General features: G+C 50.1%; 17 protein-coding genes. 10 read left to right on the forward strand and 7 right to left on the reverse strand.

Annotated features, from left to right (window positions below; genetic code table 11):
• Positions 1-93: 93 nt before the first annotated feature.
• From ACEN2G_RS01920 to ACEN2G_RS01945, 6 genes are all read left to right on the forward strand, one after another.
• Positions 94-1020, forward strand: coding sequence for an ROK family protein (locus ACEN2G_RS01920; RefSeq protein ID WP_442019774.1), 927 nt, complete (start codon positions 94-96; stop codon positions 1018-1020).
• Positions 1021-1084: 64 nt separating this feature from the next.
• Complete coding sequence (locus ACEN2G_RS01925) at positions 1085-1696, forward strand: FKBP-type peptidyl-prolyl cis-trans isomerase (protein ID WP_442019775.1); 612 nt, start codon at positions 1085-1087, stop codon at positions 1694-1696.
• Between the two features lie 130 nt (positions 1697-1826).
• Positions 1827-2639 (forward strand): 4-hydroxy-tetrahydrodipicolinate reductase, encoded by an 813-nt coding sequence (gene dapB / locus ACEN2G_RS01930; RefSeq protein ID WP_442019776.1) that lies wholly within the window; start codon positions 1827-1829, stop codon positions 2637-2639.
• 398 nt (positions 2640-3037) lie between these two features.
• Entirely contained in the window at positions 3038-4174 is a 1137-nt protein-coding gene (carA, locus tag ACEN2G_RS01935; protein WP_442019777.1) for a glutamine-hydrolyzing carbamoyl-phosphate synthase small subunit, read from the forward strand.
• 13 nt (positions 4175-4187) lie between these two features.
• On the forward strand, positions 4188-7451 hold the full coding sequence (carB, locus tag ACEN2G_RS01940) for a carbamoyl-phosphate synthase large subunit (RefSeq protein ID WP_442019778.1): 3264 nt from the start codon (positions 4188-4190) through the stop codon (positions 7449-7451).
• A gap of 378 nt (positions 7452-7829) precedes the next feature.
• On the forward strand, positions 7830-8033 hold the full coding sequence (locus tag ACEN2G_RS01945) for a cold-shock protein (RefSeq protein WP_087038242.1): 204 nt from the start codon (positions 7830-7832) through the stop codon (positions 8031-8033).
• Between the two features lie 236 nt (positions 8034-8269).
• Here the strand turns inward: ACEN2G_RS01945 and ruvX are convergent, their stop codons facing one another.
• The 7 genes from ruvX to metK all read right to left on the reverse strand — a co-directional run bounded on the left by ruvX (position 8270) and on the right by metK (position 14571).
• Positions 8270-8698 carry a Holliday junction resolvase RuvX gene (ruvX, locus tag ACEN2G_RS01950; RefSeq protein WP_442019779.1) on the reverse strand — a complete coding sequence of 143 codons (429 nt, stop codon included), beginning with the start codon at positions 8696-8698 and terminating at the stop codon, positions 8270-8272.
• Positions 8695-9252 carry a YqgE/AlgH family protein gene (locus tag ACEN2G_RS01955; protein WP_442019780.1) on the reverse strand — a complete coding sequence of 186 codons (558 nt, stop codon included), beginning with the start codon at positions 9250-9252 and terminating at the stop codon, positions 8695-8697. The genes ruvX and ACEN2G_RS01955 overlap by 4 nt, the downstream gene beginning before the upstream one ends.
• 63 nt (positions 9253-9315) lie before the next feature.
• Complete coding sequence (gshB, locus tag ACEN2G_RS01960) at positions 9316-10266, reverse strand: glutathione synthase (protein ID WP_442019781.1); 951 nt, start codon at positions 10264-10266, stop codon at positions 9316-9318.
• Entirely contained in the window at positions 10263-10994 is a 732-nt protein-coding gene (gene rsmE, locus ACEN2G_RS01965; protein WP_442019782.1) for a 16S rRNA (uracil(1498)-N(3))-methyltransferase, read from the reverse strand. Before rsmE ends, gshB begins: the two co-directional genes overlap by 4 nt.
• 209 nt (positions 10995-11203) lie before the next feature.
• Positions 11204-12313: a sunset domain-containing protein gene (locus tag ACEN2G_RS01970; protein WP_442019783.1), complete on the reverse strand. Its 1110-nt coding sequence runs from the start codon at positions 12311-12313 to the stop codon at positions 11204-11206.
• 490 nt (positions 12314-12803) lie between these two features.
• Entirely contained in the window at positions 12804-13283 is a 480-nt protein-coding gene (locus tag ACEN2G_RS01975; protein WP_442019784.1) for a SprT family zinc-dependent metalloprotease, read from the reverse strand.
• Positions 13284-13410: 127 nt separating this feature from the next.
• The gene (gene metK / locus ACEN2G_RS01980; RefSeq protein WP_442019785.1) at positions 13411-14571 is read right to left on the reverse strand and encodes a methionine adenosyltransferase; all 1161 of its coding nucleotides are present in this window, start codon (positions 14569-14571) and stop codon (positions 13411-13413) included.
• A 306-nt stretch (positions 14572-14877) separates the two neighbouring features.
• Here metK and tkt point away from each other — a divergent pair, with 306 nt between their 5' ends.
• The 4 genes from tkt (at position 14878) to ACEN2G_RS02000 (ending at position 20236) form a co-directional block, all read left to right on the forward strand.
• Positions 14878-16878: a transketolase gene (tkt, locus tag ACEN2G_RS01985; RefSeq protein ID WP_442019786.1), complete on the forward strand. Its 2001-nt coding sequence runs from the start codon at positions 14878-14880 to the stop codon at positions 16876-16878.
• A gap of 703 nt (positions 16879-17581) precedes the next feature.
• Entirely contained in the window at positions 17582-18115 is a 534-nt protein-coding gene (locus ACEN2G_RS01990) for a hypothetical protein (RefSeq protein WP_442019787.1), read from the forward strand.
• A 77-nt stretch (positions 18116-18192) separates the two neighbouring features.
• A complete protein-coding gene (locus ACEN2G_RS01995) occupies positions 18193-19161 on the forward strand; it encodes an RCC1 domain-containing protein (protein ID WP_442019788.1) in 969 nt (322 codons plus the stop codon).
• A 184-nt stretch (positions 19162-19345) separates the two neighbouring features.
• Positions 19346-20236, forward strand: coding sequence for a dienelactone hydrolase family protein (locus tag ACEN2G_RS02000; protein ID WP_442019789.1), 891 nt, complete (start codon positions 19346-19348; stop codon positions 20234-20236).
• The last annotated feature ends 16 nt before the right edge of the window (positions 20237-20252 follow it).

Genomic DNA, 20252 nt, shown 5'->3' on the forward strand with positions numbered 1-20252 from the left:
TATTACGGCAGGTTAGGGCCGATCAGCAACAGATCGCGGCCACTAACCCTATTTATTTCCCACGATTAAGATAAATACCTGAGAGGCGGGACTATGTATTACGGCATTGATATGGGTGGCAGTAACATGGTGTGGGCGGTGTTTGATGAGCAAGGCTGTGAAGTCACGCGGCGCGTGAGTGCTACGCCCGCTTCTTATACGGACGTTCGCCGGCTTATTCATGCTTGGGTGCAAGAGGCAGACGCTCATTGGCAAGTTAAAGGAAAATTGGGCATCGGCTTTCCCGGTGTGCGTGATGCTAGCGGACGAGTGCTCGCCGCGAATGTGCCCGCTATTCACGGTCAGTATTTAACGCAAGATCTCACTCAAGACTTAAACCGAGCCGTATTCGCAGACAATGATGCCAATTGTTTCTTGCTCTCGGAGGCCTTGGGCGGGGCGGCGGATGGCGCCGAGTTGGCGCTGGCCTTGACCTTAGGCACAGGCGTGGGGGGGGCCTTAATCCATCAAGGCCGCTTGGTGAATAGTCGGCGCGGCAGTGGTAGCGAATTTGGCCACGGCAGCATTCAGGCCAGCCTACTAGCCCGATATCCGAGCTTGCCGCTGTTTAGCTGCGGTTGTGGCCGCGTTGGCTGCGTAGAAACCTATGTCTCGGGTACCGGTTTAGCCAATCTTTATCGGCATCTGGCGAGTCATGACCCGTCAGCCGCTAACCAGCAGCTGATTGGGCCCGCTATTATTGCCGCTTGGCAGCAGGGTGAGGCGCTGGCAAAGCAGTGTGTCGACCTATATGTGGACATCTTAGCCTCGGCACTCGCAAACTTAATGACACAGCTGGATCCAGATGTAGTGGTGCTGGGCGGCGGAGTGAGCGAGCAGCCATGGTTATATGAGCGACTAGCCATACGCATCCCGCATTATTTAATTCGTCAAGTCAGTGCTGCCCCCGTGCTAGCGAGCCATTTTGGCGGCAGTGGTGGGGTACGCGGTGCTGCATTATTGGCCAAGTGCGGTGCTTGACCATTTAGCTGGCCGCCGTAATTTGTTAGCATGCCTTTTTTAGCCAACTATTATGGGAAGTGTTATGTCGTCATATGAGACAGTAGAACAAAAAGCCAGCTACGGTGTGGGTCGTCAAATTGGTGATCAACTGACCCAGCAGTCATTTGATGGCCTTGAAGTGTCTGCCGTTCAACAAGGCTTGGCTGATGCCATTGCTGGTGTAGAATTCGCCGTGTCTCGCGAAGACATCAACAGCGCCTTTCAGGTGATCACCGAGCGCATGCAAGAAAAGCAAGCTGCCGAGTCTTCTAAAGCGAAAGAAGCCGAAGCCGAATTTTTGAACGCCAACGGTGCCCGTGCCGAAATTTCTCAAACTGACTCTGGTCTGCAGTACGAAGTCATGACTAAGGGCGAGGGTACTATTCCTGCGGCCACCGATACCGTACGCGTGCACTACCACGGTACTTTTATCGACGGTTCTGTATTTGACAGCTCTGTGATGCGCGGCGATCCGGCTGAGTTCCCAGTAACAGGCGTGATCAAGGGGTGGGTTGAAGCACTGCAACTGATGCCGGTAGGCTCTAAGTGGAAGCTGTATATCCCGCATAACCTGGCTTACGGCGAGCAGGGTGCCGGTGCCATTCCTCCGTGTGCCACTCTGGTATTCGAAGTTGAGCTACTAGAAATTCTGTAAGTTATTAACAATGATTAAAAACCGGCACTCGCCGGTTTTTTTATGCCTGTAAATTTCGTGTTAAAACACCCACTTATCTGGCAAACTTTAGCCTTATCTGTGACGAATATTGAGAGAAAGGAAGAACAGCATGACAAATCCGGTTCGCATTGCCGTAGCAGGTTGTAATGGCCGTATGGGTAAGGTGTTGATTGAGTCAGTAAGCCAAACGGCCGGCGTGGTGTTAACCGCCGCCATCGAGCACGCCGGCTCTTCAGTATTAGGTGCCGATGCGGGTGAGTTGGCAAACGTCGGTCGCTTAGGCGTCTTAGTCAGCGCTGATCTTGCTGGCGTGATTGATAACGTGGATGTGATCATCGACTTCACGCGCCCAGACGTCACCTTGGCCAATATTGCCCTTGCGCAATTACACGGCAAACGACTGGTGATAGGTACCACCGGCTTTGATGAGGCAGAAAAAGCTCAAATTCAAGCCGCCATCAGTAATACCGGCATCGTCATGGCCTCAAATTTCAGTGTGGGTGTGAACTTAGTGTTTAAGTTGCTCGAACAAGCCGCCAAGGTGATGGGCGATTACACCGACATCGAAATTATCGAAGCGCATCATCGTCATAAGGTTGATGCACCGTCCGGCACGGCGTTGAGCATGGGCGAAGTGATCGCCAACACCCTAGGTCGCGATCTAAAAACTTGTGCCGTGTATGGCCGCGAAGGCATTACCGGTGAGCGCGACCCTAACACCATCGGCTTTGCCACAGTGCGTGCCGGCGATATTGTGGGTGAGCATACGGTGATGTTTGCCGATATTGGCGAGCGGGTCGAGATCACCCATAAAGCTTCTAACCGCCTGACCTTTGCCAACGGTGCCGTACGTGCCGCCGCTTGGGTAGCCCACAAAGACTCTGGCTTATACGACATGCAGGATGTATTGGGTCTTAAGTAACGCTAACGCCTAATAAAGAGACCTAAAGTTGATTTGTTATACGCTTTAGGTCTTTTTTATGTTTTTAACTTTTTGCTCTATTTGTTTTTTTATCGTTGATCAGGCTTTGTATCTAGTCCATGAGTCGTTCTGATCCAAATGGGTATTTTTACCTAACGGTGGTTTTCAACCCAGCCGCCATAGTCTTTTTTCTCTCTTGTATCTTAATTATTGCACTTTTTGTGAGCTAAAACCCAGTCGAACGCATTTCTTATAAAACAGTTTGTCGAAAATGGCGCTGCTATATATGGTAATGAGAATTTGCCCCGTATTTGCGAGAAGACATGACTGTTTTATGGTTAGCTTCTCGGGACAACCAGGTAAATTGTTGATTTATAATAATTAACTCGGAGGTTGTCTTGACTCACTCAGCACTACTCGTACTCGAAGACGGTTCAGTCTTTCCGGGAACCGCCATAGGGGCCCAGGGTTGCACCGTGGGCGAAGTGGTATTCAATACCGCCATGACGGGCTATCAAGAAATTTTGACCGATCCGTCTTATTCCCAGCAACTCGTCACCCTTACTTATCCTCATATTGGCAATACCGGCACCAATACCGAAGATGAAGAATCTGACCGCATTCATGCCCAAGGTCTGATTGTTCGCGACATGCCACTTAGCACCTCAAACTTTCGCAGCCAGCAATCCTTATCTGACTACCTCAAAGCCCAACATATAGTGGCCATTGCCGACATAGATACCCGTAAGCTCACCCGTATGTTGCGGGAAAAAGGCGCCCAAGCCGGCTGTATTATGGCAGGTACCGATCTAGATGCTGCGCAAGCCTTGGCTAAAGCTCAGGCATTTCCTGGACTAAAAGGCATGGACTTAGCCAAAGTGGTGTCTACCAAAACGCCTTATCCCTGGCAGCAGGGCAGCTGGCACTTAGGCACGGTTTTCTATGAGCCGGACATTAGCGATTTGCCTTATCACGTGGTCGCCTATGACTATGGCGTGAAGCGCAATATTTTGCGCATGTTGGTCGATAGAGGCTGTCGTGTGACGGTCGTGCCTGCCCAAACTAGCGCGGCTGAGGTATTAGCGCTGCAGCCCGACGGCATCTTCTTGTCTAACGGCCCCGGCGACCCTGAACCCTGTGATTATGCTATCAGCGCCATTAACACCCTGCTCCACAGTAACATTCCCATCTTTGGTATCTGTTTAGGTCATCAGTTACTGGGCTTAGCCAGTGGCGCTAACACCATCAAGATGAAGTTTGGTCATCACGGTGCCAACCATCCGGTGAAAGACCTCGCACAAAATCGGGTGCTGATCACCAGCCAAAATCACGGTTTTGCGGTGGATGAAGCCAGCTTGCCGACAAACGTACAAGTGACCCATAGATCCTTGTTTGATGGCACAGTGCAGGGCTTTAAGCGCACCGACAAACCGGCGTTCAGCTTTCAGGGGCATCCCGAGGCCAGCCCAGGTCCGGGAGAAGCGGCGAGCTTATTCGACGATTTCATCGACTTGATTAAACAGTACCGCGTGTAGGAGTAGGCGAGTCATGGCAAAACGGACAGACATAAACAGCATACTAATCTTGGGCGCTGGGCCCATCGTTATCGGACAGGCTTGTGAATTTGACTACTCAGGTGCCCAAGCCTGTAAGGCACTGCGCGAAGAGGGTTATCGGGTTATTTTGGTGAACTCTAATCCCGCCACCATAATGACAGACCCCGATATGGCCGATGCCACTTATATCGAACCCATTCACTGGGAAGTGGTGCGCGAGATCATTAAAAAAGAACGCCCCGATGCGGTATTGCCGACCATGGGCGGCCAAACGGCGCTGAACTGCGCCCTGGATCTAGAAAAACACGGCGTGTTAGCAGAATTTAACGTCGAGATGATAGGCGCCAGTGCCGATGCCATCGATAAAGCTGAAGATCGCAGCCGCTTCGATAAAGCCATGAGAAATATCGGTCTGGAATGTCCGCGCGCCGGTTTTGCCCACACCTTAGATGAAGCGTACCAAGTTCAAGCCGAAGTGGGCTTCCCCTGTATTATTCGCCCTTCATTTACCATGGGCGGCTCAGGTGGTGGTATTGCCTATAACCGCGAAGAGTTTGAAGAGATTTGTACCCGCGGTTTAGACTTATCACCGACCAATGAGCTGATGATTGATGAGTCTTTGATTGGCTGGAAAGAATATGAAATGGAAGTGGTGCGGGATAAAAACGATAACTGCATTATCGTCTGCGCCATCGAAAACTTTGACGCCATGGGCGTGCACACCGGTGACTCCATCACCGTCGCTCCCGCCCAAACCCTGACCGACAAAGAATATCAAATCATGCGCAGCGCCTCCTTGGCGATTTTACGGGAGATTGGCGTCGAAACTGGCGGCTCTAACGTGCAGTTTGGTATCGAGCCCAAAACGGGGCGCATGGTGGTGATTGAGATGAACCCTAGGGTGTCTCGTTCATCCGCCTTGGCCTCTAAAGCCACCGGCTTTCCGATTGCCAAAATCGCCGCCAAACTGGCGGTGGGTTATACGCTGGATGAGCTGCAAAACGAGATTACGGGGGGGCGCACGCCTGCCTCGTTTGAGCCAGCTATCGATTATGTGGTCACTAAGGTGCCGCGCTTTAACTTTGAAAAATTCGCCGGCGCCAACGACCGCTTAACCACCCAGATGAAGTCGGTAGGGGAGGCGATGTCGATTGGCCGTAACTTTCAAGAGTCCTTACAAAAAGCCTTACGCAGCCTAGAAACCGGCCAACACGGCTTAGACCCTATTATTGATCTGACCGACGTCGGCGTGTTTGATGCCGACGGCTTATTGAATGCTGAGAGCCAAGCGCGTATCCGCCACGAGCTGAAAGAGCCTGGTCCTGCGCGTATCTGGTACATAGGCGACGCCTTTCGTGCCGGCATGAGCTTGGACGAAATATTCGGGCTTACCAACGTCGACCCTTGGTTCTTGGTGCAAATTGCAGAGCTTATCCAGTTGGAAGGGCGGGTGAGCGCGTTGGCCGTTGCTGACCTAACGCCTGAGCTGCTGCGTAGCCTAAAGCGCAAAGGCTTTGCCGACATTCGTTTGGGTAAGTTGTTGGGCCTGCCTGAAGAGGAAATGCGCAAATTACGCCATCGTTTCGAGATTTTTCCGGTCTATAAGCGCGTCGATACTTGCGCCGCCGAGTTTGCGAGTGACACCGCCTATTTGTACTCCACCTATGATGAAGAGTGCGAAGCCAAGCCGTCGAACAAAGACAAAATAATGATCCTAGGCGGTGGCCCTAACCGCATCGGCCAAGGTATCGAATTTGACTACTGCTGTGTGCACGCAGCCCTCGCGCTGCGCGAAGACGGTTATGAAACCATAATGGTGAACTGTAATCCTGAAACCGTTTCTACCGACTACGACACCTCAGACCGTCTCTACTTTGAACCGGTCACATTAGAAGATGTGCTGGAAATTGTGCGTATCGAACAACCCAAAGGCGTGATAGTGCAATACGGTGGCCAAACGCCATTGAAATTGGCCCGCGCGCTGGAAGCTGCCGGTGTGCCCATTATCGGCACCAGCCCAGATGCTATCGACCGTGCCGAAGACCGTGCGCGTTTTCAGCAAGCGGTGGAGCGACTGGGACTCAAGCAGCCAGAAAACGGCACAGTCACCAATCTGGAGCAAGCCGTGGTGGCGGCCGAGCGTATCGGTTATCCGCTGGTGGTGCGTCCTTCTTATGTGTTGGGTGGCCGGGCCATGGAAATCGTCTACGACGAGCAAGACTTACGCCGTTACTTTAAAGAAGCCGTGACAGTGTCTAACGAAGCGCCTGTATTGCTGGATCGCTTTTTAGATGATGCCATCGAGGTAGACGTGGATGCCATCTGTGATGGCCAAGACGTGCTTATCGGCGGCATTATGGAGCATATAGAACAAGCGGGCGTGCACTCCGGTGACTCAGGCTGTTCATTGCCAGCCTATACCTTAAGCCAGGCCGTACAAGATGAGATGCGCGTGCAAACCCGTAAGCTGGCGCTGGAGCTTGGCGTGATGGGTTTAATGAACATTCAGTTTGCCGTAAAAGGCAGCGACATTTACCTGATTGAAGTGAACCCAAGGGCGGCGCGTACCGTACCCTTTGTGTCTAAAGCCACCGGCGTGCCACTGGCGAAAGTGGCGGCCCGGGTGATGGCTGGCAAGACCTTAGTTGAACTGGGGATGACCGTTGAGGTGATACCACCTTACTTTTCCGTTAAAGAAGTGGTATTGCCGTTCAACAAGTTCCTCGGTGTGGATCCGCTGTTAGGGCCAGAAATGCGCTCCACCGGCGAAGTGATGGGCGTGGGCAAAACCTTCGGCGAAGCATTTGGTAAGGCGCATTTAGGTGCGGGCAAGGCTGTGCCGACCAGTGGCCGTGCGCTGTTATCGGTACGCGATAGCGATAAAAAGAAGGTCGTTGCGCTGGCGAAGGCCTTGCTGGCCGTCGGTTTTGAGCTGGATGCTACGCACGGTACGGCCGTGGTGTTGGGTGAAGCCAATATAAAGGTGCGCTTGGTGAACAAGGTGCACGAAGGTCGCCCGCATATTTTGGATCGCATCAAGAACAATGAGTACAGCTACATAGTGAATACCGTAGAAGGGCGTCAGGCCATCGAAGACTCGCGGCAATTACGGCGCGGAGCGCTGAATCAAAAGCTGGCCTATACCACCACGCTTAACGGCGGCATTGCTACCAGCATGGCCATGGCTTTTGATGCCACTGCGTCTGTGATCTCGGTTCAAGAAATGCACGCCCGTATTGCCGGTAGCCTAAGCTGAGCTTAAGCCGAGTTTAAGGTAAGAGAGGCAAGTAAGCGTTAAACGTGCGATAGCGTTAGCTATTGAGCTATTGAGTAATAGAGAGGTGCTTAAGAGCACCTTTTTTGTTTTCTAAATCCCATCTGTTATCGCCACTGTTGCAGATGAGCAGCACGATTTCAGAGCTGGTTATAAAGTAATCACATTTAATCTGCATTAAAGTTTGACCTCATCCACCGAGTGCCGTAGAGTGCACTCCAGCAAAAGATTCAAGTTAGCGCGGCCGTTGTACATTGTTCGTTCCTTATTGGCACCACAGTCTCCAAGCTTCCCTTATTTGATATTTGTTGCATTTTCCGAGCATACGCTCGTCACACTAAAATAAAGGTAAGATTTATTATGGCTACTGGTACCGTAAAATGGTTTAACGAAGCAAAAGGTTTTGGTTTCATCACTCCTGCTGATGGCAGCAAAGATTTGTTCGCACATTTCTCTGAAATCACTGGTAGTGGCTTCAAAACTTTGGCCGAAGGCCAACAGGTATCTTACACCGCTACTGAAGGTGCTAAAGGTCCTCAAGCTTCTCAAATCGAAGCTATCTAATTACCCCTTGGGTAAACAGATACTAAAAAAACCCGCTTCGGCGGGTTTTTTGTTGGTAAAAATGTAAGGCGTGAGGGGTAAATAGTGAGGAGAAAAAGCCACATCTAAACCCACTGCCGTAGAGCTATGTTTTGTATGCGAACACTTGCTCTCGCATTTTACCGCAGGCAAAAAATCTTGGTCTTGAAGTGTTTGGTACTGTGCACGGTTTACTTTATTTTTCTACGCTTCACGCTTTACTCTTCACGAGCCGAAGGCGCTTCCATCCATGACTCTAAGATCAACTGCGCCGACACCGCATCTACCGCATCTTTACCTAAAGCCTTGTAACCACCCGCATCAAACAAGCGCGCGCGGGCATCTGTGGTAGTCAGGCGTTCATCTTGCAGCTCTACGGCTAAGCCAAAACGGCCGTGCAAGCGGTTGGCAAACTTGCGGGCACGGCGGCTAATGTCTTGCTCGGTACCGTCCATGTTCAGCGGTAATCCCACCACCAATAACGCCGGCTGCCATTCTTTAATCAGCGCCTCAATTTGCTCCCAGTTGGGCACGCCATCATTAGCTTTTAGAGCCAATAAGGGGCGGGCGGAGCCGGTGAGCTCTTGGCCCACGGCCACACCTATGCTTTTAGTGCCGTAATCAAAACCGAACAGGGTACGGCTCATGCATGACCTACTTGTGAGGATAAATGGCGAGAGTCTATGCCCAAACGTCCTATGGCTTGATGCCAACGCTGGGTCAAAGGCGTGTCAAATATTAGCGCGGTATCGGCAGACACGGTCAGCCAGCTGTTCTCGCTGAGCTCTTGTTCTAACTGGCCGGGCGTCCAACCGGCATAACCCAGTGCGACTATATATTGCTCCGGCGCCATTTCCGTGCCTAAGGTTTCGAGCACATCTGGCGAGGTGGTGATCATCAAGTCCGGGGCCAACATTTGACTGGAGCTAAAACCGGCCATGGGGCTGTGCAACACAAAACCTCGGTCGGCAGCCACAGGGCCACCTTGTAATACGGGCTGTTCTAGCTCAGGTACAGCGTGTTCGGCTGGCATGTCTAGTTGCGCTAATAATTCATACAAAGGCATATCGATGGGTATATTAATTACCAATCCCATGGCGCCCTCGTCATTATGTTCACAGACATAGGTGACGGAACCGCCAAAGAAAGGGTCTTTGAGGTTGGGCATAGCAATCAGAAAATGGTGTTGCAAAGAATCCATGTCATCTCGTTTTGATTCAGAAATGGCCCCACCGTGGGTGCGGTGGGGGCTATGGTCTTACCGTTAGGATAGACGTTTTTCGATGGCGTCCATAAGCATGCCAGAAATATTAACCGGGAATGCGGCTTCAATCTCGCGCACGCAAGTTGGGCTGGTCACGTTAATTTCGGTGAGTTTATCACCAATAATATCCAGTCCCACAAAGATCAACCCTTTTGCTTTTAAGGTAGGGCCGATAGCTTCGGCGATGCGGCGATCACTGTCGCTTAAGGGTTGTGCCACGCCTAAGCCGCCGGCGGCTAAGTTGCCGCGGGTTTCACCACCTTGCGGAATACGTGCCAAGCAATAAGGCACCACTTCGCCATCGACCACTAATACCCGCTTATCGCCGGCGCTAATGGCAGCAATATAGGCTTGTACCATGCAATAACGGCTACCGTGCTCGGTAAGGGTTTCGATGATCACGCCTAAGTTTGAATCGCCTTGTTTGACGCGAAAAATCGACGCGCCGCCCATGCCATCTAAGGGCTTTAAGATAATGTCGCCATGCTCTTGGTAAAATTCACGAATATCGGCACTGTTGCGTGTGACTAAGGTAATGGGCGTGAATTCAGAAAACCAAGCGGTAAACAGTTTTTCGTTGGCATCGCGCAAGCTTTGCGGCTTGTTCACGATCAGCGTACCTTTTTCTTCGGCGCGCTCTAACAAATAGGTGGCGTAAATGTATTCGGTATCAAAGGGTGGGTCTTTGCGCATTAAAATGACGTCAAGATCACTTAACGGCTGCAACTGCGGCTCGTCTAAGGTGAACCATTGGTTGGCGTCTTCTTTAACCGTGAGCTTAGCCATGCGGCCAAAGGAGTCACCGCCGCGCAGGCTAAGGTCGCCCATTTCCATATACCAAAGCTCGTAGCCACGGCGCTGCGCTTCTAGCAACATGGCGAAGCTGGTGTCTTTTTTGATGTTGATGGACTGAATAGGATCCATCACTATCCCTAATTTAATGGCGGTCATGCAAGATCTCCAAATCGGCATTGCAAAGCGGTAATGGCGGTTAACGCCGCGGTTTCGGTTCTCAGTACCCGAGGGCCAAGCAGAATATCAATAAAATCATGCTCACCGGCTTGGCTGATTTCTTCATCAGACAGCCCGCCTTCTGGGCCGATTAACAAGCGTACGCCCGCTTTGGGTGCTGGCAGGGTATTCACGCTGAACTCGGCCTTAGGGTGCAAATTCAGTTTAAGATCAGAAGTTTGCTCGGCGAGCCATTCGCTTAACTGCATGGCGGGGCGAATTTCTGGTACTCGATTACGGCCACACTGCTCACAAGCGGCGATGGCGATGCTTTGCCATTGTTGAATTTTTTTCTCTAATCGCTCGCCGGCGAGCTTAACGCCACCGCGGCGAGAAAACAGCGGCGTAATCACATTCACGCCCAGCTCCACCGACTTTTGAATGGTAAATTCCATTTTCTCGCCGCGGCTGATCACCTGACCTAAATGAAAGGTCAAAGGCGACTCGCAATCTTGGTCGTCAAATTCACCCACCAATACCTGCACCGTTTTCTTATCGGCATGGGTGATGTCGGCAGCGTATTGGCCACCTTGGCCATTGAAGAGCACTAAGGCTTGACCCACTTGCATGCGCAAGACGCGGCCCACATGATTGGCGGCGTCATCCGACAAGTTCAGTGCTAAGCCTGGGCTTAAGTCCACGGCTTCATAAATTCGGGGTATACGCATAAATTTGCACACTTCTTTTACAAAGTAGGTGATGGCTCAGTAGGAGTGAGTTTGAGAGCACCCGTAAATAAGCCATATTGTACCGCTAGAAACAGCAGGCTGTCATGCCGTTAGGCGTAAAGGGTAAAGTGTAAAGAGTGAAGGGAACAAGTGGGCAGATTTTATCTCTTCCGCTTCACCCTTCACCCAGTACTATTCACGCTCGAATGCTAAGGGCAATTTTTTGCGATGCGATAGCCGGCATTAATCGCGGCTTGGGCACTGTTAAAGCTCACGCGATTTTTCTCGCTAACGCTGTGGTAGCTGGGGCAATCGGGACGATGAAAAATCTGCGAATTACGATTGCCGCGAATGTTTAGGTTCACTTGTGTTTGGCGGTTGGCTACAGCTTGTGGCTTGGCTGTCGGGGTGCTCACGTTGGCACGCATGTCCGCAGAGAAGGGCGCTAGGCTGACGGTGGCGTTATCAAATTGGCGATTACCGAGCGCCATGTAAATAGGCGCATGATCAGACACCTGCTTGCGGCTTTTACTGTGATCCCAACCGATAAGCTTGGGATAATCTATAACGCCCGCTTGCTGCACTTTCAAGTGGCTATCGCGCTCCACCCAGATGTTATCGTAGAGATTGGCGTATTTCCCCTGTGTTTCTGACAGCGTTGAAGCTCCTTGCGTGAGCAAAGGTTTGGCATACTGCTTCAACGGCGCCCAAGCGTCGTGTGCTTGATCAAGATTAAAATCACCCACTAATACCAGTGGCGTATTGGGATACACCTCTTTCATCCATAACCAATACTCGGCCAGCGCTTTTATCTCGGGCGTGCGGTCTTTCACACTCTTGCCATACAAAATATGCACGGTTCCTATAGCCAGATCGCTATTGTCTTTTTTAGATTTAAATCTGGCCGAGAAGGGCTCACGAATAAAGCGATCTTGCTTATCTAAATACACCACGGCGCCGTCTTGGTAACTTATTGCCGACTCGCGCCACACAAAGGCATACATTTCTTTATAACTTTTTGACCCCACGCCGTGCGACACTAAATGACGCCAAGGCTCGCCAGTTTGTTTTTCTAATGCCTGCTCCAAGGTGGCGATACCCGCTTCTGTCATCACTTCTTGCACCGCTAATAAATCAACTTTACTGGCAATGGTTGCTAATGCCGCAAAGCTCTTATGCTCGCCATGACCGAGGCGTTGAATGTTCCAAGAGCCCACCACAATATCACTGGCAAACACACTTAAGGCGGGCAGCAAGACCCCGCAGACAGCAAAAATAGCCGCGATACTATAGCGACTCAGGGTACGTAAAATAATCATATCAATCGTTATGTTCCTGAAGATGAAAGTGAGTAATAAAGCCTGGCGTTGAGACGTTAATTGTCTTGCTGACGCAGGTCAGGATCTGTTTTATCGGTTGTTTTTTTAGCTGAACGCTGACGACCTGTCTCTTAGTCACCTCTTTTTGTTGTGCTTAATGGCGATGTCAGGCAGAGCGCACCGCTCCTCCGACTCGCCGTAAACCCATCCATGGGGGCTCAAGCCGCGCCATCCTTGGCGCGGATGGTCGGCTGAGCCGACGCCCTCTACCTTCCCACTTGGCTCAAAGCTAGGTGTTGGTACTCTCTGCTGGCTCAATATCACCGGAAGAGGCGGTGGGCATTGTCGGAGTCAACCGTCAAATGCCATGGACGGCATTTGCCGAGCGCCGCATGGAGGCAGCTTAAGCGAGTTGACGGAGGCAAACCACGGCATCTTCGTGCTTTACTGACTTGTGACTAAGGGAAGGCTGACGGCTTAAAACTGACCGCTATTGCCGCTTCAATACCCCATTGCAGTGCAGGCACAGGTAGCGCTGTTGGGCGCGCAGTATCTTGTTGTGGCGGCGCAGCGTCAATTGATGACTACGACACGCGCACTGGTAGCTGAAAGTAGGGGAGACCTTAGTGGTGTCTAACCGATGGCGGGTACGCGGCGTGAGTTTAAATACCGACTGCATAATATGCTGCCACTCGCGCCCGTGGGGTTTAACCTTGCCATAGCAGGCGAAGGCCACGAGGTGCGCCACTTCATGAGGCACAATTTCCGCCATAAACTCCGCTTCATTATCGGCCAACAGTACCGGATTAAAGCGCAGCTCCCAGCGCTCCAGCCACGCCGATCCGGCAATGCGGCCGCCTTGATTAAAGCGCACCAAAGGTTGAGCAAATTCCCGCGCGAGTTCTGCTGATGCCAACTGCATGCAGTCTTGTACACGGGTAATGATCCGTTGTTGTAAATCAGAGGTCATATGCACATATTTATTCAGCGTAAGGCGTGAGGAGATAGGGGGTAAGCACTTCTCACCTCATGCCTCACTTTTTCCACATTAAAAAAGGGAAGCGTTAGCTTCCCTTTTGATCTGGCGTTTGGCTGGCTTATTTTAAGCCGGCGGCATCGCGCAGTAAGTCGGCTTTGTCGGTTGCTTCCCACGAGAACTCTTCACGACCAAAGTGACCGTAGGCGGCGGTAGACTGATAAATCGGGCGATTCAAGTCCAGCATTTGGATAAGGCCATACGGGCGCAGATCAAAATACTCACGCACTAAGGCATCAATCAAATCTTCTGCCACTTTGCCGGTGCCAAAGGTTTCTACGCTGATTGAGGTAGGCTCAGCCACACCAATGGCGTAAGACACTTGAATTTCACAGCGATCCGCAAGGCCGGCAGCAACTATGTTTTTCGCGACATAACGAGCGGCGTAGGCGGCAGAGCGGTCAACTTTAGACGGATCTTTACCAGAGAAAGCACCGCCACCGTGGCGAGCCATGCCGCCGTAGGTATCAACGATTATCTTACGACCGGTCAAACCACAGTCACCCACAGGGCCGCCAATAATAAACTGACCCGTGGGGTTGATGAAATACTTGGTGTTCTTGGTCAACCATTCGGCCGGTAATACCGGTTTAATAATGGTGTCCATCACGGCTTCGCGCAGCGTGGCTTGATCAATCTCAGGGGAATGTTGGGTAGACAATACGACCGCATCAATCGCCGTCGGCTTGCCCGCCTCATCATACACAAAGGTGATTTGTGCCTTGGCATCGGGGCGCAACCAAGTTAACTCTTTGGACTTGCGCACTTCTGCTTGGCGCTTCATCAACTTATGTGCATAAGTAATGGGAGCTGGCATCAATACGTCGGTTTCGTTGGAGGCATAACCAAACATCAAGCCTTGGTCACCGGCACCTTGAGCGTAAGGGTCTACGTCTTCACGATCCACGCCCATGGCGATATCGGGAGATTGCTTACCGATAGCGTTTAATACCGCACAGCTGGCGCCGTCAAAACCCATGTCTGAGCTGGTATAACCAATGTCGCTCACGGTTTTGCGTACTAAGTCTTCGATATCTACCCAAGCGCTGGTAGTCACTTCACCGCCAACAATGACCATGCCGGTTTTAACGAAACTTTCGCACGCCACGCGCGCTTTAGGGTCTTGCTCGATAATGGCGTCCAGTACCGTATCAGAGATCTGGTCGGCAATTTTATCCGGATGACCTTCGGAAACGGACTCGGAGGTAAATAGTTTGGCCATGATGACTTCCTAACTTAACAAAAAATTTAAGTGCGTTATACGCGCTTTCCTTCAATCCAATCACAGCAAGACTGGCGTTTGGTGTGGCGGTATTAACATCTAGACGGCCATTCTAAAGAGGCGAGCCGTCGATTACCAGTAAAATGTCGTAGCCCTCTGCATTATTGGCGACGGCTATGGCGCTTATTCGCCTGCGTAATCCACAGATGCAGTGCGCATGAGATTAAATTTGCGCCGCCTAGCAGTCTTTGGGACAATACCGCCGTTTTACACCCTCAAATTACCTAACTGTCTCAGGAGATGTTGATGCCTTCTCGTCAAGTGCTGGCTAATGCCGTGCGCGCACTCAGTATGGATGCGGTACAAAAAGCCAATTCCGGTCACCCCGGCGCCCCTATGGGCATGGCGGATATTGCCGAGGTGTTGTGGCGCCATTACCTTAAGCACAACCCCAGTAATCCAAACTGGGCCGATCGGGACCGCTTTATCTTGTCCAACGGTCACGGCTCCATGTTGTTGTACTCCTTGCTGCACCTGACGGGCTATGAGTTATCCATTGAAGATCTGAAACAGTTCCGCCAACTGCATTCTAAAACCCCAGGTCATCCGGAATACGGTTATGCGCCGGGTATAGAAACCACCACAGGCCCCTTAGGCCAAGGCATCACCAATGCCGTGGGCATGGCGATTGCAGAAAAATCTCTGGCCGCGCAGTTTAACCGCCCGGGTCATGATGTAGTCGATCACCACACCTACACCTTTTTAGGTGATGGCTGCTTAATGGAAGGTATTTCTCACGAAGCCTGTTCATTGGCCGGCACTTTAGGTTTAGGCAAGTTGATCGCCTTTTGGGATGACAACGGCATCTCTATCGATGGCGAAGTGGATGGCTGGTTTAGTGACGATACCCCTAAGCGTTTTGAAGCTTACGGCTGGCAGGTGATTGCCGACGTTGACGGCCACGATAGCGCAGCACTCACTGCCGCCATCGATGCCGCCCGCGCCGACACCTCTCGCCCAACCCTAATTTGCTGCAAAACCGTCATCGGTTTTGGCTCGCCTAACAAAGGTGGCACCCATGACTGTCACGGTGCTCCTCTGGGAGAGGCCGAAATCGTTGCTACTCGCGCGCAGTTAGGTTGGGAACACGCTCCTTTTGACATTCCTGCCGATATTTATGCCGAGTGGGATGCCAAAGAAAAAGGTGCGGCTGCTGAAAGTAAGTGGAATAAAGCGTTTGCTGCTTATCAAGCAGCTCACCCTGAATTAGCCGCCGAGTTTAGTCGTCGTGTGAGCGGCGAGCTGCCAGCAGATTGGGCACAAACCAGTAGCGACTTTATTAAAAATCTGCAAGCTAATCCCGCAAACATCGCCACCCGTAAAGCGTCACAAAACTCACTCGATGCCTTTGGTACTATTTTGCCTGAGCTGTTGGGCGGCAGTGCCGATTTAGCCCCATCTAACCTGACCATACACAAAGCGTCTCAGGCGATAAGTGCGGAAGATTTCAGCGGTAACTACCTGCACTATGGCGTGCGTGAATTTGGCATGAGTGCCATCATGAACGGCGTGGCCTTGCACGGCGGTTTTATCCCCTACGGCGGCACTTTTTTGATGTTTGTGGAATATGCGCGTAATGCCTTGCGCATGGCCGCCCTCATGAAGCAACGCGCCATTTTCGTTTACACCCACGACTCTATCGGTTTGGGTGAAGACGGCCCAACCCATCAGCCGGTTGAGCAAATTGCCTCATTGCGCTTAACGCCGAACATGAGCACTTGGCGCCCATGCGATCAGGTAGAATCTGCCGTCGCGTGGAAGTCCGCTATTGAGCGTAAAGATGGCCCTACGTCTTTGATTTTCTCTCGTCAGAACTTAGGCCAAATTGAGCGTAACGAGCAGCAATTGAGTGATGTGGCCAAGGGCGGCTATGTGCTTAAAGACTGCGCGGGCCAGCCTGAGCTAATCATTATCGCCACCGGTTCAGAAGTTGAACTGGCCGTCGCGGGTTATGAGCAACTGACCGCACAAGGCAAGCAAGTGCGCGTAGTTTCACTGCCGTGTACTGACTTATTTGATGCGCAATCAGCTGCATATAAAGAGAGCGTATTGCCAGCAGCCGTATCTAAGCGTTTGGCCGTAGAAGCGGGCATCGCCGATTACTGGTTTAAGTATGTCGGCCTAAATGGCGACATCATCGGCATGCACACTTTCGGTGAGTCAGCACCTGCGGGTGAGCTGTTCAAGCTGTTTGGTTTTACCGTTGACAACGTAGTCGAAAAAGCGAATGCGCTGTTAGCTAAATAAAAGTAGCTGGCTAAGTAAGTAAATTAGCTAAGCGTATTAATAAAAACCGGCCTTTAGGCCGGTTTTTTTATGGGCGAAGGGCAGGGCTGAATTATATTTTTATGTATCCTGCCGCTTTCCCATCTCAGCGGGATTTTTTGATGGAGGTATTCGCTTAGAGGCAACAGAGTCACCTCCCGCGACACGCCATAAACCCATCCATGGGGGCTCGGGAAATGCCATCCCTGGCATTACACGGTCGTGGGAGGCTGATCTCTGTTGCCTCTCCTTAGGCACTGAGTTGACTGTAGAGCTCTCACAGAGAAATAAGTCTGGCGGATAATGCGATCCCTGCCGTTTCTCGGTTCATCTTGGATCAGACTGTAAGTGTAATCGCAGTGTGCATGGTTATTTTTATCGGCAACATTTAATTGAACTTTATCCTAATCCCGTCCAAAATGGCCTCATTTGAAAAACCATGCTAGATGTGTGTGAATAGGTTTTAAATTATGGTGCGGAGCGCCTAGTTTATTTTTCGGCACAAGTGCCTGTTTTACTGCAAGCCGTTACTTACATGTGCTCATATTTTTTTTTGAAAGAACTTAATAATCAGATGCTTGTAGTTGTTGTGTTTGTTGATAACGAGCACAACCAAAGAGCAATACGAGCATGAATGTATACGCGCATGCGCAGTATTAAAATGTTATAGCGATAGGGGGTAAAAATGATTTGGGAGTCCTCCTGTTGGAAAGAGCCCTTACTTGAAAGTGCATTTCGATTAGAGAAATTCAGTACTTCGACTGAAGTTGATGAAGCAGAGTTTGTAGAAGTTGAAAAAGATGTATTTATCGGGTTCTATGCGATCAGGAAGCTTATGGATACGGCAAAAATTTCAGACTCAACTAAAAATATTGATATAGCGCTAGGATGTTTTCCCAATTTAAAACCCGTCGATTATATGAACTGGCACAAAGTCGATGAGTTATACGATCTTAGCAGTAAACAGCGCGAAACCAAAACCCTCAGAGCTCTTTGTAATTTTATTGTACACAGTTATGTCTTCATGCCAGAGCTATCGGATGATGGCCGTCTGGCAAGTTTTTATGTGACTTCTGATAAAGATAGAAATAAAAAGCTATATTCAATTTTAATTACGCAAATTGTTGAGATATTCAAGTTGGTTGGAAACGACTATCCAAGTAGCACTAAGATTACAAGAAACTCTAAAACGGGTGACTGGATTATAGAGTCGTGGTAAAAGTTGCTATAACAAGGCGCTCAAGCTTTGGGCGCAGCGAGCTGCGCCGCTTAGTTTAGCGTTACACGGTACATAAAATGAACAAATTTTTGAACAATGGTTATCACAAGGTCTTTACTCGTTGGTCGGTTGCTATTTTGCTGCTGGCAACATTCAACATATATGCACCACCTGTGTCGGCCGATAGCTCCTCTCCGTTGCTAGCGGCTTACTATGACAATTTTCTCGCTATATGCGGAACCAAGGTCTACGCATGGAGTGACTTTAATGCGCCACAGGAGAGCTTTTCAGGCGTTATTCAGGTCGGTGTGGGTAAACGAAATCGATATGCACTGACAGATCAGCACAAGCTACTCGTCTGGGAAGAAGACCCAACGAGAAGCAAAGTTTTGATGGAAAATGTGAAATCTTTTTACGCAGGGAAATCGGGTCTATTTGTGATTCGCAATGATGACTCTTTGTGGAATATTCAGACGAAAGACCTGCTAGGTTTTGGTGAAAACCTTTCTATGGACTTTCTGCCTATTGCTCGCAACGTGATTACAGCGTCCATAGGAGATAGCGCCAATTATTATGTTACTCGAGGAGGGGCTTTGTTGGTGCAAGGCTTGGCACACCGAGGGCAATACGGTGATGGTAAGCTCACTTCAACAGATGACTACATCCAAACCTCAGAATATGTGGTTCAGGTTGCATCACATACAGGACACGCCCTCGTTCTAAAGCAAGACGGCAGTGTTTGGGGAACGGGTGGTAATATCTATGGGCCTTTGGGCCATCACGGTTATGGTGATAAAGCCACTCAATGGGGGCGTATTATGGATGGAGCCAACGCTATCGCTACAGGTAGTAGCCATTCGCTTGCGATAACACCGGATGGCAGTCTTTGGGTTTGGGGGCGCAATGAAAGTCTTGAGCCGAGAAAAGTCATGTCTGAAGTCATCGCGGTGGCGGCAGGTAGCCGAAGTACCATTGCGCTCGCTAAAAACGCCCTATGGCAATGGAACACTGGTGGAAACCCAAAAAGAATCATGAGTTGCAGATGATGTGCATTAATGGCTTATAGGCGTATAACAAGGCATTTAAAGCGGGGAACTACCTTTAATCGAGTGGTATTGTTAGACGAAGCTGAAAAAGTTAGCAGGGTAGATAAACGTGCAAAACTGCTCGTTTTACTGATATTAGGTTATGCTTTAAACCTGTGATTATTTAAAAGCTAAGGATTCAGCTATGAATACGCCACAATCAGATCATATCCCTCAAGAAGCATTCGATTGGTACGATGAATATGCACATGGTTTAATGGATAGACGGACTTTTATGAATAAACTCGGTGGATTAGCGGCTCTTGGCTTTTCTATGAGTGTTTTAACCTCAGCTTTATTACCTAATTATGCGCTCGCAGAGCAAGTATCCTTTAATGATGAAGATATAAAATCCACCTATGAAGAATTTGACTCGCCTGATGGTCACGGCACAGGCAGAGGTTATCTAGTGGTGCCTAAAAACCGAGACGCTAAGCTGCCTGTGGTGTTGGTCATACACGAAAATCGTGGCTTAAACCCCTATATTGAAGATGTGGCAAGACGACTCGCTAAAGTGGGCTTTATCGCCTTTGCACCTGATGCGTTATTTCCTTTAGGCGGCTACCCAGGTAACGACGATGAAGGGCGTGCCATGCAAGAAACTATGGATAGAGCTAAAATTCAAAATGATTTTTTAGCCGCCGCATACTTTTTAAAGTCGCACGACAATAGTAACGGTAAATTAGGCGCGGTTGGTTTTTGTTTTGGTGGCTATATTGTAAATTATTTAGCTGCGGTTGATGCCTCTCTTCTGAGTGCGGGTGTGCCGTTTTATGGAACGCCTGCAAGCAAAAACTTACGTAAAAATATTAAAGCACCGCTTATTATCCAATTGGCTGAACTCGATAAACGCGTTAATGATACCTGGCCTGAGTACGAGCAAGACTTAAAAGAAAATGGTGTGGAATATACAATGCACATGTATAAAGGTGCTAACCATGGTTTTCATAATGACTCAACAGCTCGATATGATGAAGTAAATGCAGAGCTTGCATGGCAACGCACCATTGAATTTTTTAATGAAAAATTAACTTAATATTTTTTGTGGCGTA

This window comes from Oceanisphaera sp. W20_SRM_FM3 (assembly GCF_052119705.1).
Classification (GTDB): Bacteria; Pseudomonadota; Gammaproteobacteria; order Enterobacterales; family Aeromonadaceae; genus Oceanimonas.

Bases quoted from the DNA above. Each gene is read 5' to 3' on its own strand.
- ACEN2G_RS01920 (WP_442019774.1), top strand. From the start codon at position 94: ATGTATTACGGCATTGATATGGGTGGCAGTAACATGGTGTGGGCGGTG.
- ACEN2G_RS01925 (WP_442019775.1), top strand. From the start codon at position 1,085: ATGTCGTCATATGAGACAGTAGAACAAAAAGCCAGCTACGGTGTGGGT.
- dapB (WP_442019776.1), top strand. From the start codon at position 1,827: ATGACAAATCCGGTTCGCATTGCCGTAGCAGGTTGTAATGGCCGTATG.
- carB (WP_442019778.1), top strand. From the start codon at position 4,188: ATGGCAAAACGGACAGACATAAACAGCATACTAATCTTGGGCGCTGGG.
- ACEN2G_RS01945 (WP_087038242.1), top strand. From the start codon at position 7,830: ATGGCTACTGGTACCGTAAAATGGTTTAACGAAGCAAAAGGTTTTGGT.
- ruvX (WP_442019779.1), bottom strand. From the start codon at position 8,698: ATGAGCCGTACCCTGTTCGGTTTTGATTACGGCACTAAAAGCATAGGT.
- ACEN2G_RS01955 (WP_442019780.1), bottom strand. From the start codon at position 9,252: ATGGATTCTTTGCAACACCATTTTCTGATTGCTATGCCCAACCTCAAA.
- gshB (WP_442019781.1), bottom strand. From the start codon at position 10,266: ATGACCGCCATTAAATTAGGGATAGTGATGGATCCTATTCAGTCCATC.
- rsmE (WP_442019782.1), bottom strand. From the start codon at position 10,994: ATGCGTATACCCCGAATTTATGAAGCCGTGGACTTAAGCCCAGGCTTA.
- ACEN2G_RS01970 (WP_442019783.1), bottom strand. From the start codon at position 12,313: ATGATTATTTTACGTACCCTGAGTCGCTATAGTATCGCGGCTATTTTT.
- ACEN2G_RS01975 (WP_442019784.1), bottom strand. From the start codon at position 13,283: ATGACCTCTGATTTACAACAACGGATCATTACCCGTGTACAAGACTGC.
- metK (WP_442019785.1), bottom strand. From the start codon at position 14,571: ATGGCCAAACTATTTACCTCCGAGTCCGTTTCCGAAGGTCATCCGGAT.
- tkt (WP_442019786.1), top strand. From the start codon at position 14,878: ATGCCTTCTCGTCAAGTGCTGGCTAATGCCGTGCGCGCACTCAGTATG.
- ACEN2G_RS01990 (WP_442019787.1), top strand. From the start codon at position 17,582: ATGATTTGGGAGTCCTCCTGTTGGAAAGAGCCCTTACTTGAAAGTGCA.
- ACEN2G_RS01995 (WP_442019788.1), top strand. From the start codon at position 18,193: ATGAACAAATTTTTGAACAATGGTTATCACAAGGTCTTTACTCGTTGG.
- ACEN2G_RS02000 (WP_442019789.1), top strand. From the start codon at position 19,346: ATGAATACGCCACAATCAGATCATATCCCTCAAGAAGCATTCGATTGG.